The 16,978-nt window shown below is 29.3% G+C and carries 13 protein-coding genes; 8 read left to right on the top strand and 5 right to left on the bottom strand.

The genetic code is table 11. From position 1 onward, the window contains the following. Positions 1 to 118: 118 nt before the first annotated feature. The 5 genes from ABFX13_RS12590 to ABFX13_RS12570 all read right to left on the bottom strand — a co-directional run bounded on the left by ABFX13_RS12590 (position 119) and on the right by ABFX13_RS12570 (position 6,936). Positions 119 to 1,891 (bottom strand): NADH-dependent [FeFe] hydrogenase, group A6, encoded by a 1,773-nt coding sequence (locus tag ABFX13_RS12590; protein WP_346046558.1) that lies wholly within the window; start codon positions 1,889 to 1,891, stop codon positions 119 to 121. Positions 1,892 to 1,903: 12 nt separating this feature from the next. Next, positions 1,904 to 3,778 (bottom strand): NADH-ubiquinone oxidoreductase-F iron-sulfur binding region domain-containing protein, encoded by a 1,875-nt coding sequence (locus tag ABFX13_RS12585; protein ID WP_346046556.1) that lies wholly within the window; start codon positions 3,776 to 3,778, stop codon positions 1,904 to 1,906. Positions 3,779 to 3,799: 21 nt separating this feature from the next. After that, positions 3,800 to 4,297, bottom strand: coding sequence for an NADH-quinone oxidoreductase subunit NuoE family protein (locus ABFX13_RS12580; RefSeq protein ID WP_346046552.1), 498 nt, complete (start codon positions 4,295 to 4,297; stop codon positions 3,800 to 3,802). A gap of 202 nt (positions 4,298 to 4,499) precedes the next feature. Beyond that, positions 4,500 to 5,918, bottom strand: coding sequence for a cardiolipin synthase (gene cls, locus ABFX13_RS12575; protein WP_346046560.1), 1,419 nt, complete (start codon positions 5,916 to 5,918; stop codon positions 4,500 to 4,502). Between the two features lie 175 nt (positions 5,919 to 6,093). After that, positions 6,094 to 6,936, bottom strand: a complete 843-nt coding sequence (locus ABFX13_RS12570) for a formate/nitrite transporter family protein (protein WP_147546894.1) — start codon at positions 6,934 to 6,936, stop codon at positions 6,094 to 6,096. 234 nt (positions 6,937 to 7,170) lie between these two features. On the opposite strand from ABFX13_RS12570, the gene ABFX13_RS12565 reads away from it, so the two are divergent. The 8 genes from ABFX13_RS12565 to ABFX13_RS12530 all read left to right on the top strand — a co-directional run bounded on the left by ABFX13_RS12565 (position 7,171) and on the right by ABFX13_RS12530 (position 16,801). Further along, positions 7,171 to 7,944: a formate/nitrite transporter family protein gene (locus ABFX13_RS12565; protein WP_346046549.1), complete on the top strand. Its 774-nt coding sequence runs from the start codon at positions 7,171 to 7,173 to the stop codon at positions 7,942 to 7,944. 169 nt (positions 7,945 to 8,113) lie between these two features. Beyond that, positions 8,114 to 9,028 carry a UDP-N-acetylmuramate dehydrogenase gene (murB, locus tag ABFX13_RS12560; RefSeq protein WP_346046547.1) on the top strand — a complete coding sequence of 305 codons (915 nt, stop codon included), beginning with the start codon at positions 8,114 to 8,116 and terminating at the stop codon, positions 9,026 to 9,028. Positions 9,029 to 9,032: 4 nt separating this feature from the next. After that, entirely contained in the window at positions 9,033 to 9,746 is a 714-nt protein-coding gene (locus tag ABFX13_RS12555) for a PHP domain-containing protein (protein WP_346046545.1), read from the top strand. 16 nt (positions 9,747 to 9,762) lie between these two features. Next, complete coding sequence (gene rapZ, locus ABFX13_RS12550) at positions 9,763 to 10,620, top strand: RNase adapter RapZ (RefSeq protein WP_346046543.1); 858 nt, start codon at positions 9,763 to 9,765, stop codon at positions 10,618 to 10,620. A 15-nt stretch (positions 10,621 to 10,635) separates the two neighbouring features. After that, positions 10,636 to 11,745, top strand: coding sequence for a gluconeogenesis factor YvcK family protein (locus ABFX13_RS12545; protein WP_346046541.1), 1,110 nt, complete (start codon positions 10,636 to 10,638; stop codon positions 11,743 to 11,745). A gap of 64 nt (positions 11,746 to 11,809) precedes the next feature. Then, a complete protein-coding gene (locus ABFX13_RS12540; RefSeq protein ID WP_147546881.1) occupies positions 11,810 to 12,235 on the top strand; it encodes an NUDIX hydrolase in 426 nt (141 codons plus the stop codon). A 16-nt stretch (positions 12,236 to 12,251) separates the two neighbouring features. After that, the gene (whiA, locus tag ABFX13_RS12535; RefSeq protein WP_346046538.1) at positions 12,252 to 13,202 is read left to right on the top strand and encodes a DNA-binding protein WhiA; all 951 of its coding nucleotides are present in this window, start codon (positions 12,252 to 12,254) and stop codon (positions 13,200 to 13,202) included. Between the two features lie 113 nt (positions 13,203 to 13,315). Continuing rightward, on the top strand, positions 13,316 to 16,801 hold the full coding sequence (locus ABFX13_RS12530; RefSeq protein ID WP_346046536.1) for a DNA polymerase III subunit alpha: 3,486 nt from the start codon (positions 13,316 to 13,318) through the stop codon (positions 16,799 to 16,801). Positions 16,802 to 16,978: the final 177 nt, after the last annotated feature.

Here is a 16,978-nt window from a genome sequence, read left to right as displayed (position 1 = left end):
GTCATATTTTAATCACTCCTCAGTTAATATTTTATAAAAAAAGATCCTACATAGATAGACACGCTTTTTCTCGTGTCCACTATATAGGATCCATTTTATGTTTGTCACACCTTTTTAATTATTCAGTAGCTTCTGCTAAATTTTCTTCGCACTCAAAGAAATTACTTTTGTCAAAATAATAAGTATGAAGATATCTGTGAGCTAAGTCGCCATAAGGTTCACCTAAAAATTCACTATATAGGTTATTTACAGAAGGGTTTTTATGAGGTTTACGTACTTCTGAATGCTTATCAATATGATAAAGAGCATTAGAACGCGCTTTTATCTTATCATAATCTCCATAGTGGTAAGGCTGGCCTCCACCAGCTACACAACCTCCTGGACAGGCCATAACTTCAATTATATGATAATTAGATTTTCCTGATTTGACTTCATCCATTACTTTTTTAGCATTTCCTAAGCCATTAACAGCACAGGCATTTATAATTGTGCTACCTATATTTACTTTAAATTCTTTTATTCCATCAATACCTCTAACTGATTTAAAATCAATGTTTTCTAAATTTTCATTAGTAAGCCACTCATAAGATGTACGAAGAGCAGCTTCTAAAACACCACCAGTAGCACCAAATATATTAGCAGCACCAGTTGATTCGCCCATTGGATTATCAAAAGGTTCATCATCTAAATTAAGGAAATCTATACCTGCTTGCTTAATCATCTTAGATAGTTCTCTAGTAGTGATGGATACATCAACATCAAAGAAATCATTATTTCCTAATTCTTCTCGAGATATTTCATATTTTTTAGCTATACAAGGCATTACAGAAACAACAGTAATATCTTTTGGCTTTATTCCAATTTTTGAAGAAAAGTAATTTTTAGCTATGGAACCAAACATATTTTGAGGAGATTTACAGCTAGAAACTAAGTTTAACAGAGTAGGGTAGTGATGTTCTAAATAATTTACCCAAGCTGGACAACAACTAGTTAAAATTGGCAAGTTTTTACCTTCTTTTAATCTATGAATAAATTCAGAAGCTTCTTCAAGAATAGTTATATCAGCTGCAAAATTAGTATCAAAAACATACTTAAAGCCTAACAGTTTAAGAGCTGATACAATTTTTCCAGTGGTAATTTCGCCTGGGTTTAATCCAAATTCTTCGCCTAAAGCAACTCTAACAGCAGGGGCAACTTGGACAACAACTGTTTTATCAACTTTATTAAGTTCATCCCAAACTAATCCTGTATTATTAACTTCTGTTAATGCTCCAGTAGGGCATACTGCTACACATTGACCACAGAAAGAACAGTTAGTTTTATCGATATCTTCATTAAAAAAAGTAGATACCATTGTTTCAAAACCACGATTAACACCAGATAAAACTCCTACTTTTTGTATTTCTGTGCACATTGTTTCACATCTTCTGCAAAGTATGCATTTATTATGATCTTTAATTATAGAATTACTTGATTTGTCTATTCCAAAATTGTTTTTTTCGCCTTTATAAGTTATTCCTCTTACTCCTAAATCTTGAGCTATAGTTTGAAGTTCACAATTACCATTTTTCTCACAAACAAGGCAGTCTTGAGGATGGTCTGATAATAAAAGTTCGACTACTGTTTTACGAGCATTCAGAGCACGAGGTGTATTAGTTTGAACTTCCATACCTTCACGTACATTCGTTGCACAAGCTGGAACTAATCCTTTTTTTGTATCAACCATACATATACGACAAGATGCACATTTATTATTCATATTTATTTCGTCCATATGAAGATGACAAAGTGTTGGAATTTTAATATTTAGTTTTTTAGCAGCATCAAGGATTGTAGTTTCGTTCTCAACAGATACTGCTTTACCGTTTATAGTTAAGTTAACTAAACTCATTGATTATCCCCCTTATTTCTTAATTATTGCATTAAACTTACAGTTATCCATACAAGAACCACATTTTAAACACTTAGTTGCATCAATTTTATGTTTTTCTTTAACATTTCCAGATATGCATCCTGCAGGACAAATTCTAGAACATTTTGTACAACCTATACAATTATCTGTTATAACAAAGTTTAATAGTGCCTGACATTTACCAGAAGGGCACTTTTTATCGACAACATGAGCTTTATATTCATCATAAAAATAATTAAGAGTACTTAAAACTGGATTAGGTGCTGATTTGCCTAGACCACATAAAGATGTAGTAGCTATAGTTTTAGAAAGATTTTCTAAGTCTAATAAATCTTGTTCACAACCTTTGCCATCTGTTATTTTTGTTAATATTTCAAGTAAACGTTTATTTCCTACACGACAAGGAGTACATTTACCACATGACTCTTCAACTGTAAATTCTAAGAAGAATTTAGCTATATCTACCATACAATCTGTTTCATCTAAAACAAGCATACCACCCGAACCCATCATAGAACCAAGATGGCTTAAATTATCAAAATCTATAGGCGTATCAAGATGATCAACAGGAATACATCCGCCAGATGGACCTCCAGTTAAAACTGCTTTGAATTTTTTGTTATCTGGAATGCCTCCACCTATGTTATAAACAATATCTTTTAATGTAGTTCCCATAGGTATTTCAACAAGACCAACATTATTAATTTTTCCACCTAATGCGAATACTTTAGTACCTGATGAATTTTCAGTTCCAATATTTCTATACCATTGACCACCATTTTCTATTATTGGAGGTATATTTGCAAAAGTTTCAACATTATTTGAACATGTAGGTACATCCCAAAGGCCTTTTTTAGTTGAGCTATAAGTTTTCATACGAGGTTCACCACGATTACCTTCTATTGAACGCATTAGAGCAGTGCCTTCACCACAAACAAAAGCTCCTGCACCATATTTAAGTTCTATTTTAAAGTTAAATCCAGTACCTAATATATTTTCCCCTAATAATCCTAGTTTTTCAGCTTGACTGATAGCTAGATTTAATCTTTCTATAGCCAGAGGATATTCAGCTCTTATGTAAATATAACCAATGTCTGCGCCAACAGCATATCCACAAATCGCCATTGCCTCAAGTACTTTATGAGGACATCCTTCAAGTATAGATCTATCCATAAATGCACCTGGGTCACCCTCATCAGCATTACAAACAACATATTTTTGGTTAGATTTTGAATTTCTAGTAGCTTCCCACTTTATACCTGTTGGGAATCCTGCGCCACCTCTACCTCTTAATCCTGAAAGTTTTACTTCTTTTATAACTTCTTCAGGAGAAAGTTCAGTTAGACATTTACTAAGATTAGCATAACCATTATTAGCTATATAATCTTCAACTTTTTCAGGGTTCATATAACCACACTTATGAAGAGCTATACGCATTTGTTGCTTATAGAATGACATATCCTCTAGTTTAGAAACTTTTTTTCTTTCAGAGGCTTCTAAAAATAATAATCTATCAACTAAATTACCATTAACTAAATGTTCTTGTACAATCTCTTTTGCATCATCAGCTGATACTTTTATGTAAAAAATATCATCGGGACAAACCCTAATTATTGGTCCTTGAGCGCAGAATCCAAAACAGCCTGTCAAAGAAACAGATACAAAATCTTCAAGTCCTGCATTTTTAATTTCTTTTTTTAGACTATCGATTATAGGTAAACTATTTGCGGATCTACATCCAGTATCTCCACAAACTAATAATTCTTTTTTATTTTTTTCTTGGCAGTTACTATCTCTTAAATATAGATTTGGTTTTAATTTATCAATTAGATCTTTAAGCTCGACAAATGATTTTATTTTATTCATATATTCCCCCCCTTTTTTATATTAACAAGTAGCTTCTATTTGGTTATATTCATCTAGGATATCTTTTACTTGATTAACTGTAACTTGTCCATAGACTTTTCCATTTACAACAACTACTGGAGCTAAACCACAGGCTCCAACACATCTTAAACCTTCAAGAGAATATTTAAGATCAGGTGTTGTTTCTCCAGATTTTATACCTAATTGTTTTTCAAATTCAGCAAGTATTTTATCAGCACCTTTGACAAAACATACAGTTCCTAAGCAAACACTTATTTTATATTTACCTTTTTGTTCAGTAGTAAAGTAAGAATAGAAACTTACGACTCCGTAAACTTTAGCAGGCGAAACATCTAATTTTTTTGAGATATGAAGCTGAACTTCTTTAGGTAAGTATCCAAATAAACCTTGAGCATGATGTAGGACTTGAATTAATGCACCCTTTTTAGTTGGAAGAGCATCGATAAATTCATCTAATTCTTCAAATAATTTGTTATTACATTGAGAACAATTACACATATACAACCTCCTTATATTGAATATAAAATTTTATAATCTATTATCATTATATTTATCATCTTATTAATATTATAACTTATTTATTTTAAATATTTTTGGAAGTTTACTAAATTTTCAAAAAATAAAATATTAACATTTATAAAAAAACTTAAAAAAATACCTCAAGTAATAATATTATTACTTGAGGTATTTAAAAAATAATTTATAAAACAGGTGATAAAAGCCTTGATATAGACTCTTTAAATTTTATTATTTGAGATCTATTATCATAAATTTCTTGAGTAACTTGAACACATTTTTTTATGTCAGCTTCAAAAATTTGTTTTTGTTTTATTGCTATATCAGGACAATACATAAATGCATTTACTTCAAAGTTAAGTTCAAAACTACGTATATCCATATTAGCAGTACCTATTGAACAAATAGAATCATCCATAACTACTGTTTTAGAATGTAAAAAAGCATTTTTATCATAAGTATAAATTTTAGCACCAAATTTTAAAAGTTCTCCTGCATATGAATATGAAGCCCAATAAACGAAAGGATGATCAGGTTTAGATGGAATCATAATTCTAACATCTACGCCTGATAAACAAGCTATTTTAAGGGCATCAAGTAGCGAACTATCTAATATAAGATATGGTGATTGAATATATATGTACTTTCTAGATTTTTGAATCATTTTAAGATATCCATACTTTATTTCATCTATCTCTGATAAATCAGGTCCACTAGACACAATTTGAATACCTGTATTTCCATTATAAGGATTTATATCATCATTTAGATATTTTGTAAAATTAATATCTTCACGAGTTGTATATCTCCAATCCATCATAAATCTAAGGTTTAAATCATTAACAGCAGAGCCTGTGATTTTAGTGTGAGTATCTCTCCAATAACCAAATTTAGGGTCTTTGCCTAAATATTCATCTCCAACATTAAATCCTCCGACGAATCCAACTTCACCATCTATTACAACAATTTTACGGTGATTTCTATAATTTAGATTGAAGTTTATAATTTTTAGAAATGAAGGGAAGAAACCGCCAATCTTTCCCCCTGCTTTTTTAAATCTTTGAATCCCTTTTTCAGATAGTAGTCTACTTCCAACTGTATCATATAAAAGTCTAACCTCTACACCTTCAGAGATTTTATTAATAAGAATGTCTAAAATTTCATTACCAATTTCGTCATCTTTGAAAATATAAAATTCAATATGAATATATTTTTTAGCTTTTTTTAGTTGTAATTTAAGCTCATCAAAAAACTCATTACCATCAGTATAAATGGAAACTTTGTTATTTGTAGTATATGGTGAGCTATTTAAAGTAGCTAAAGAATAAATCATATCCTTATGTTCAACTATACTAGGTTCAAATTTTTCTGAGTATTGTAAGAAATCACTAGAATCTAACATTCTACTTTTTAGTTTTTCATCTTCCTCTTTTTTTAATTTAAACATATTGTATTTATTCATACGTCTACCAAATACTATGTATAAAACAAATCCTGCAGCAGGAACTATTGTTAGTATTAAAATCCATGCAACTGTAGAATCTATACTTCTTCGTTCTCTAAATATAAGATTTAGCATGACTAAAAAGTTAATTATATATATAGCAGTAACTGCAAATTGGTATGAAAAAATTTCAGATAAAATATTAATCGCCCCCTCGCAAATATATTTTTATCAAACAAATAATTATATTAATTATAACAAAAAGGAATATTTTTCTCTATATAAAAACCCTCTTATTAAAAATAAGAGGGTTTAATACATTTATATTTAATTATTATTTTTCATTTTTACTCATAAATAAGAAGTAATAAGAACCTGCTATTATCATACCACCTAATATATTACCTATAGTAACAGGTAAGAAGTTGTGTAATAATATATTTCCTATATTTAAGTTAGCAACATCAGCTAAAGTTTTATGAGCAGCTTCTAAATACATTGGATTTAATTTAACCATTAAACCAGCTAATAAGTATCCCATGTTTGCAACAACGTGTTCAACTCCGATACATACGAATACGAATATACCTAACCAACCCATGATTACTTTTCCTGAAACATTTTTAGCAGCATATGATGCCCATACAGTAGCACAAACTAATAAGTTACATACTACACCTGAAGCTACAGCAGCCATAAATCCTATATTTGTTTTCCCAACAGCATTTTTTATAACAACACCACCGTATAAACCATTACTCCAATCAAATACACCAGAGTTAGCAACTAAAGCAGCAGCAAATGCTGCACCTATTAAGTTTCCTATCCAAACTAAAGCCCAGTTTTTACCAGCTTGTCCCCAAGAAACTTTTTTCTTAAGAGCTGCTAAAGTTATAAGTATGTTACTTGTAAATAAATCTCCACCTGCAATTAAAATAAGTACAAGACCAGCAGGGAACATAAGTCCAGCTACCATTTTTCCTAATCCATAAGTAGCAGGATTAGCTAATAGGTTATAAGATGCTGCAATAGAACCTAAAGCACCTAAAGCTATATACATTCCAGCTAAGAATGCAGATACTAAAACTTTTTTAGTTGGAGTTGTTGCTTTTTTGATACCTGCATTTAATGTGTACTCAGCCACTTCAGCAGGTGTAAGCATTTTTTTGTCACTCATTTATAATTCCTCCCGTAAAATAATATACAATTTAGTCAAAAATTTATCATTTATATACACCGTTAATAAGTATACAACAAAATATACATTTTGTATACAAAAAACGACATACAAAAAACATACTATTTTAATTACTCAAAAAATCAAACTAAGTAAACGTATTCTAATGGATTTGAGTCAATTAATTTAATTTAGATTCATATAATTAAGTAAAAATAGTTGGGAGGAAATAACATGTATATAAACTTTCTTACACCTGTAGAGATAACTAAGGCTACTATAGAGTCCGGGATAAAAAAAGCTCACTTATCTACAAAGAAAATGATACTTCTTGGGATTTTAGCAGGATTATTTATAGGATTAGGAGGGCTAGGAAATATATTAATAAGTCAAACTGTATCAGATATTGGCTTATCTAAATTTGCTGGTGCTTGTGTATTTCCAGTAGGACTTATGTTAGTTGTTGTTTGTGGAGCAGAGTTATTTACAGGTAATAATCTTATGACAATAGCCCTTATGGACAAAAAAATTACAATTAAGCAGATGTTAAGAAACTGGGGATTTGTGTATTTGGCTAATTTTATAGGAGCTATAATTCTTGTAAATTTTATTTATTTTAGTGGGATTTTAAGTCAAGATGCAGCTATTAAAGCTATTAATATTGCAGAAAATAAAGCGTCATTAGATTTTATTCAAGCTTTTTTAAGAGGGATACTGTGTAATATTCTTGTTGTTTTAGCAGTTTGGTTTGCAACTGCTGGAAAAGATATAATTTCTAAGATATTTGCATGTTGGTTTCCTATTATGCTATTTGTACTATGTGGTTTTGAACATAGTATAGCAAATATGTTTTTTGTTCCTATGGGAATGATTTTAGGTGCTGATATAAGTATTTACCAATTAATATTTAATTTGGTAACTGTAACACTTGGAAATATAATTGGAGGTGCAATTTTAATACCTTATATATATTATAATTGTTATGTGAGTAAAGATAAAATAAACTAAATATATAATAAAAAAACGTTGATAGTTATATCAACGTTTTTTAGGCTTTTTTCAAGGTGTTTGTATATTGTTATTTTGGTTTTAATACATTATTATAGTATATGTATAATTTTAAAGTAAATAAATAATTTATAAAGTGAATAAATGACATTGATTAGGAGGAAATATAATGGATAAGAAATTTATATATAAAAGTTTATTAGATATATTAGATAAAGAAGAAATTTTTTTAGATGAGCCTATGAAAAAACACATATCATTCAAAGTTGGAGGTCCTGCTGATTTTTTGGTTAAGCCTAAAAATGAAGAACAAATAAAAAAGTTAATAACTTTATTAAAGAGTGAAAACATACCTTATATAGTAGTTGGGAATGGATCAAATCTTTTAGTTAAGGATGGAGGAATTAGAGGGGTAGTTATAAAAATATCCGATAACTTTAATAACTTTGAAGTAAAAGATAAAACTGTATTTGCTCAATCTGGAGCTTTACTTTCACTTATGGGAAGAGCAGTATTAAATAACAATTTAACTGGGTTTGAATTTGCAGCCGGAATACCTGGTACACTAGGTGGAGCTATAGCTATGAATGCAGGAGCTTATGGTGGTGAAATGAAGGATATAATTAAATCTGTAAGATTAATGGATGAAGAAGGAAATATATTTGAGTTAAAAAATGAGGAAATGGAATTTGGATATAGAAAAAGTATATTAAGTAAAAAAGATTATATAGTTTTATCAGCCGTATTTGAGTTACAAGAAGGCAACTATGATGAAATAAAAAACTATATGAGAGAATTAACAAAGAGTAGAGTTACAAAACAACCTCTAAATTTACCTAGTGCAGGAAGTACATTCAAAAGACCGGAAGGTCATTTTGCAGCTAAATTAATAGAGGATAGTGGATTGAAGGGATTGACATTAGGGAAAGCTCAAGTTTCAGATAAACATGCGGGGTTTGTAGTTAATCTTGGAAATGCAAAAGCTAAGGATATATTAGATTTAATAGATGTAGTTAAAAGCACAGTATATTCTAAGTTTGGAGTTATGTTAGAAGAGGAAGTCAAGATACTAGGAGATGAATAATATTATGGAAATAATAGCTGATTATCATACACATACTGTGTATAGTCACGGAAAAGGAACTATCGAAGATAATGTAAAAGTAGCTATTCAAAAGAATATAAAAAAAATAGGCATATCAGATCATGGTTATAAGCATATTGCGTATGGAGTAAAATATGATAGTATAGCTAAAATGAGAGAAGAAATAGATATGCTTAATGAAAAATATAAAGATATAGAAATTTTATTAGGTATGGAGTGTAATATATTAGATGATAAAGGAAATATAGATATAGATGAAAAAATATTGACTATGTTAGATTATACAATGGCTGGTTATCATTTTGGATCAATGCCTTCATCTATCAAAAGTGCACTTAATCATGCATTTAATTATCTAAAGTTTAAAAAACATTGTAAGGACTATAACACTAATGCTGTAGTAAATGCTATAAAAAATAATAATCTTTTTATAGTAACACACCCAGGAGATAAGGGAGATGTATATATAGAAGAAATTGCTAAAGTAGCAGTAAAAAATAATACATTTTTAGAAATAAATTCTCATCATGGGTATTTAAATAGTGAACAATTAAAAAAAATAAAAGATACAGGTGCCAAATTTATGATAGGCTCTGATGCACATAGACCAGAGCATGTTGGAAATTTTGATAAAGCTATAAAGATAGCTAAAGAAGCAGAATTAGATTTTAATCTTATAAAAAATATTAAACTTTAAGTGAGGGGGATATAATATGAGGTTTATAATAGTAACAGGATTATCTGGATCTGGTAAAAGTGAAGCTATGAAATCTTTAGAAGATATTGGATTTTATTGTATAGATAATTTACCTCCAACTCTTATAACAAAATTTGCAGAATTATGTTATCAAGGAAATTCAAATATAGATAAGGTAGCTTTAGGTATAGATATAAGAGGTAGAGAATTTTTTGAAACTTTACATGAAAGCTTAAGTTATTTAGAAAAAGAAGATTATAAATATGAAGTGTTATTTTTAGATTGTGCAGATGATGTTTTGGTTAAGAGATATAAAATGACTAGAAGAAATCATCCTCTAGCTAAATCTACACAAATAACGGAAGGTATAAAAGAAGAAAGAGCAATATTACAAACTTTAAGAGAAAAAGCTGATAGTATAATAGATACTAGTAATATGAAGCCTAGGGATTTAAAGGAAGAGATAAGTAGGTTATACTTAGAAGGAGAAGAAAATCCTAAACTTACAATATCTATAGTGTCATTTGGTTTTAAGCATGGAATTCCTATAGATGCAGACTTAGTATTTGATGTTAGATTTTTACCTAATCCATATTATATAGAAGATTTAAGACCTAAAACAGGAGATGATCAAGAAGTAAGAGACTATGTAATGGATTCAGAAGTTAGTAAAGAATTTTTTGCTAAATTAAAAGATATGATTGAATTTTTAATACCTCAGTACATTGAAGAAGGAAAAAGTCATCTAGTTATTGCCATTGGATGTACAGGTGGGCGACATAGATCTGTAACAATTTCTAATTTAATATATGATGAATTAATTAAAAAGGGTTATAGAGTTGTAAAAAAACATAGAGATTACACTCTTAGATAAAATATGGAGGGAATTATGACATCAGTAATGATTTTTATAGGGGTAGTAGGGTGGATTTTATTAATATCAATATTGATATATCTTAAGATGAAAAAAGAAGACAATACTAAAACTATAAAAAATGACTCAATAGAAAAAGAAAAATCTAAAGTTGTTGTAATAGGAGGCGGAACTGGACAGTCAGTTTTTTTAAGAGGATTAAAGCATTATACTCCTAATATAACAGCTATAGTAACAGTTGCTGATGATGGGGGAGGCTCAGGGGTACTAAGGGAAGATTTAGGTATGTTACCTCCCGGAGACATAAGAAACTGCTTATTATCCCTAGCAAATATAGAACCTACTATGAGTGAGGTTATGAAGTATAGGTTTACAGACGGTGTTTTAAAAGGTCAAAGTTTTGGAAATCTTTTTTTAGCTGCTATGAATGGTGTTTATGGAAATTTTGAAACTGCAGTTTATAAAATGAGCGAGATATTTGCTATAACAGGTAGAGTATTACCTGTAACACTTGAAGATATAAATTTAATTGCTCACCTTGAAAATGGAAATTTAGTAAAGGGAGAGTCTAATATACCAAAACATGTAAAATCTCAAAATACACGTATTAGTAAAATTCAATTAGAACCAGAAGGTGCAAAGCCATTAGATGAGGTTATTAAATCTATATATGACGCAGATAAGATTGTAATAGGACCAGGAAGCTTATATACGAGTATAATGCCTAATTTATTAGTTGATGGTGTTGTAGAAGCTATAAAAAAATCTAAGGCACCTAAGATATATATAGCCAATATAATGACACAACCTGGAGAAACTGATAACTACAATGTTTTAGATCACGTGAAAGCAATAAATAAACATTGTGGAGAAAATATAATTGATATAGTTATAACTAATAATGAAGTACTACCTAAGCCTGTATTTGATATATATAGCAAAGATGGAGCAAGTCAAGTTTTATTAGACAAAAATCAAAAACAAACACTGGAAGATATAGGAATAAAAGTGATAGAATGTAATTTAGTAGAAATAAAGAGCAACTATATAAGACATGATGCTGATTATATATCTAATATAGTTGTCAATTTGGCACTAAGTCATAGTTATGATAATGAGAAGTAAAAAAGGATTTTAAAAGTTTATGTAGAAATCCTTATTATTATGTTATTTTAAGGAGTGAACACCAATGAGAGAAGAGGTTAGTGCCGGGGGCGTAGTATTATTTGGTAATGCAGTGCTCTTACTTAGAAAATTTAATGGAGATTGGGTATTACCTAAAGGCAAAGTGGAGATTGGAGAAAATAGAGAAGACGCAGCTCTTAGAGAAGTTTTGGAAGAAACTGGTGTTAAAGCTGATATATTAAAGTATCTAGGTGAAATTCATTATACCTTTAAAGAAAACTGGGATGAAAATAGAGCAGTTCACAAAACAGTCTATTGGTATCTTATGCAAGCGAGAAGCATGGATACAATTCCTCAAAAAGAAGAAGGATTCATAGATGCTAAATTTGTACATCTAGACAGGGTTGTTGATTTAGCTAGATATGATGATGAAAAGGAAATTATAAAAGTAGCTTTAGATGAAATAAAAAAAAGATTAAAGAAGAATTAACTATAGGTGATAGAATATGTCTTTTTCAGCAGAAACAAAAAATGAATTGGCAAGAGTTTTCTCGGATAATAAATGTTGTAACATAAGCGAACTTTCTGCAATAGTTAGATTATCAGGAAGTATACAGATTGCTGGATATAAGAAATTAAACTTAAAAATAAGTACAGAATTAAATTCAACTGCTAGAAAGGTCTTTAAACTACTAAAATCAAACTTTGGAATTCATACAGATATATCAGTAAATAAAAACCAAATGTTAAAGAGAAATAGTAGTTATGTATTAATGATAACTAATGACATGGGTGCTAAAGATTTATTAAGAGAATTAGGTATATTATCAGAAGAAGAAGGTTTTTTAACTATGAATAAAGTGCCTGAAAATCTTATAAAAGATAATGAGTGTGTTAGAGCTTTTATAAGAGGTGCATTTTTAGGTGGTGGATCTATAAGTGATCCTGAAAAAAATTATCACTTAGAATTTGTAACAAATAATGAAGAATTCGCAGAATCTTTAAAAGACCTTATAAATTCATTAGGATTTAATTCTAAAACAGTATCTAGAAAAAATAATTATGTGGTTTACTTAAAAGAAAGTGAACAGATATCAGATTTATTAAATATTATAGGAGCACATCAAGCCCTACTTAGCCTTGAAAGCACGAAGATAGTCAAAGAAATGAGAAATAATGTAAATAGACTTGTTAACTGTGAAACAGCAAACTTATCAAAGACTGTAAATGCAGCAGTTAGACAAATAGAAAATATAAAATATATTGAAGAAAAAATGGGTTTAAATCATTTACCACCTAATCTAAGGGAAATAGCTATGCTAAGAATCGAGTATGAAGATTTAACTTTAAAAGAATTAGGTGAAATGGCAAAACCAGAACTAAGCAAGTCAGCTGTAAATCACAGATTAAGAAAAATAGAACAAATAGCGGATGATTTAAGAGCAAAATATGAATAAGAGGCGTTAAGCCTCTTTTTATTTTAAATAAGTATTAAAATTATAAATATTGGATTTTGATTAACACATGTTTATTGTGGTAAAATTACTTTTATAAGCAGGAGGTGAGGTCTTTGAGTAAAGATTTTGTTCATTTACATGTTCATACAGAATATAGTTTACTAGATGGTTTTTCTAGAGTCAAAAACCTAGTAAGTAGAGCTAAAGAGTTAAATATGAGTGCTGTTGCAATAACTGATCATGGTTGTATGTTTGGAGCGATAGATTTCTTTAAAGTTGCGAAAAAGGAAGGCATAAAGCCTATAATAGGATGTGAGGTTTATACAGCACCTAGAAGTATGAGGGATAAAGACCCGAATTATGATAAATCTCAGGGGCATTTAATACTTCTAGCTAAAGATGCGGAAGGATATCAAAACCTTATAAAGTTAGTTTCAAAGGCATATGTACAAGGATTTTACTATAAGCCTAGAGTGGATATAGATGAAATAAGAAATCATAGTAAAGGGATTATTGCATTATCGGCTTGTTTAGCAGGAGATGTTTCTCAAGCGTTAATGAATAGAAATTATGATAAAGCTAAAAATATAGCATTAAAATATAAAGAAATATTTGGCGAAGATAATTATTATATTGAAATACAAGATCATAACTTACCAGAACAAAAAGAGGTAAATAGAGAGTTAATAAGACTTTCAAAGGAAATAGGTGTAGGATTAGTTGCAACTAATGATGTGCACTATGTTAAGAAAGAAGATTCTAAGATACATGATATTTTAATGTGTATACAAATGGGAAAGACAGTTAATGACCCGACTAGAATGAGATTTGGTAGTGATGAATTTTATTTAAAATCTAGGGAAGAGATGGAAGAAATATTTCCTGATGTGCAAGAAGCTTTAGATAACACAATTAAGATTGCACAAATGTGTAATGTAGAATTTGATTTTAATACGATACATTTACCACAGTATGATGTTCCTGATGGATACACACCAAGAGAGTATTTAAGAATGTTATGTTTTAAAGGATTAGAAGAAAGATATAAAAATCCATCACAAGAAATACTTGATAGGCTAGAATATGAGCTAGGTGTAATAGAAAAAATGGGGTATGTAGAGTATTTCCTTATAACGTGGGACTTCATAAACTTTGCAAGAGAAAATAAAATTATGGTTGGGCCAGGAAGAGGTAGTGCTGCTGGTTCTATAGTTTCATATACATTGTATATTACAGATATAGACCCTATAAAGTATTCTTTATTATTTGAAAGATTTCTTAACCCAGAACGTATATCTATGCCCGATATAGATATAGATTTTTGTTATGAAAGAAGAGAAGAAGTTATAGATTATGTAAAGCGTAAATATGGAGAAGATCATGTTGCTCAAATAATAACATTTGGAACAATGGGAGCAAAGGCTGCAATAAGGGACGTTGGTAGAGTTTTAGATATAAGTTATAACAAAGTAGACAATATAGCAAAAGAGATACCTTTTGCATTAGGAATGACAATAGATAAAGCGTTAGATACAAATCCTAATTTAAGAAAGTTATACGAAGAAGATAATGAAACGAAAGAAATAATAGATGTATCTAGAAAAATAGAAGGAATGTTAAGGCACGCATCTACACATGCAGCTGGTGTTGTTATATCTAAAAAGCCAATAGATGAATATGTACCTTTATATAAACATCAAGATGCAATAACTACTCAGTTTACTATGACAACTTTGGAGGAGTTAGGTCTGTTGAAGATGGACTTTTTAGGTTTAAGAACTTTAACAGTTATAAGAGATGCATTAGATTTAATAGAAAAAAATCATAATATAAAAATAGATTTTTCGAGTATGGAATATGATGACCCTAAAGTTTATGAATTACTTTCATCAGGAAATACACTAGGAGTATTCCAGTTGGAAAGTGGTGGTATGAGAAGCTTTATGAAGCAATTAAAACCAGATAATTTTGAGGATATAGTTGCTGGTATATCACTTTATAGACCAGGTCCTATGGATTCTATACCAAACTATATTAATAATAAAAATAACCCTGAAAATGTAGAATATTTACATGAAAAGTTAAAACCTATAATGGAGGTTACGTATGGGTGTTTAGTTTATCAAGAGCAGGTAATGCAGGTCGTTAGAGATTTAGGTGGATATAGTTATGGGCGAAGTGATTTAGTTAGAAGAGCTATGGGTAAAAAGAAAATGGATGTAATGGAAAAAGAGAGACAATACTTTATTCATGGAAAATTTGATGGCAATGGAGAACTTGAAATAGCAGGTTGTGTTAGAAATGGAGTTCCAGAGGATATTGGAAACAAGATATTTGATGATATGATAGACTTTGCAAAATATGCATTTAACAAAAGTCATGCGGCAGCGTATGGAGTATTAGCTTATGAAACGGCATATTTAAAAGCTCACTATCCAGTAGAATTTATGGCAGCCCTTATAACTAGTGTTATGGGAAATACAGATAAAGTTGTAGAGTATATAAGAGAATGTAATAACCTAAAAATAGGTGTTTTAAAACCAGATATAAATAAGAGTTTTACTAAGTTTTCTGTTGAAGATAATAATATAAGATTCGGATTAGCAGCAGTCAAAAATGTAGGAGTAAATGTATTAAATAATATTATTGCAGAAAGAGAAAATGGTGGGGATTTTAAAGACTTTAATGAATTTTGTAAAAGATTAGATTCTAAAGATGCTAATAAACGTATAATTGAAAGTCTTATTAAGTGTGGTGCATTTGATGAGATGGGAAATAACAGAGCAAGTTTACTTCTTGGCTTTGAAAAGTTATTAGAAAGTATAGCTTTAGATAGAAAGAAAAATTTAGTCGGACAAGTATCACTATTTGATGGATTTGAAATGGATGCATCAATAAATAATGATATACAAAATATGTACAAATTATCTCAAGTAAAAGAGTTAGAAGAAAAAGAAAAGTTATATCTAGAAAAAGAAGTTTTGGGTATGTATGTAAGTGGTCATCCTTTATCTCAGTATAAAGATAAGCTTAAAAAAAATACTACAATTAACAACGCAGATTTAAATGATATAAAAGAAGATTATGTTAGCTATTTAAACTTAAATGAAAAAGAAGTTACAATGGGTGGAATAGTAATAAACAAAACTATAAGAACGACTAAAAGAAATGATTTAATGGCTATAATAGAACTAGAAGATTTATATGGAGTTATAGAAGTTATTGTATTTCCGCAAGTTCTTCAAAAATATAATGCGATAATTCAGGAAGATAAAATTATATATATAAAAGGAAGATTAAGTATAAAAGAAGATGAAAATGCAAAACTTATAGCTAGAGAGATAATTGATATGAACGAAAATATAAATCAAGAAAAACCCACACTATATTTAAAAATAAATTCTATAGAAAATAAAGATCTAGTAAATAATTTAATATCTGTGGTTACTAAATACAAAGGTGATAATGATATATATATATATGCAGAAAACATAAAACAGATGTATAAGTGGAATCACATAAAAGTTAATATAAATGAAAATTTAATTAATGAGTTGCAAAATATATTACCTAAAACTAATATAAAAGTAAAAATTTAACAAATTTTAAAATTTTATTATATAAAAAGATAGCGAAATTATGATATAATAACAAAAAATAGATAATTTCGCTTCTATTGAATTTTTTTAATTTCACTGGGATAAAAAAACAGTATAGGGACAAAAAAAGTCCCTTGAGTTTGATTAAGTATAATAATCAACTAGGAGGTAAATATA

The organism is Paraclostridium tenue, from assembly GCF_039521565.1.
Taxonomy (GTDB): domain Bacteria; phylum Bacillota; class Clostridia; order Peptostreptococcales; family Peptostreptococcaceae; genus Paraclostridium; species Paraclostridium tenue.
This window is presented reverse-complemented; position numbering and strand designations above follow the sequence as displayed.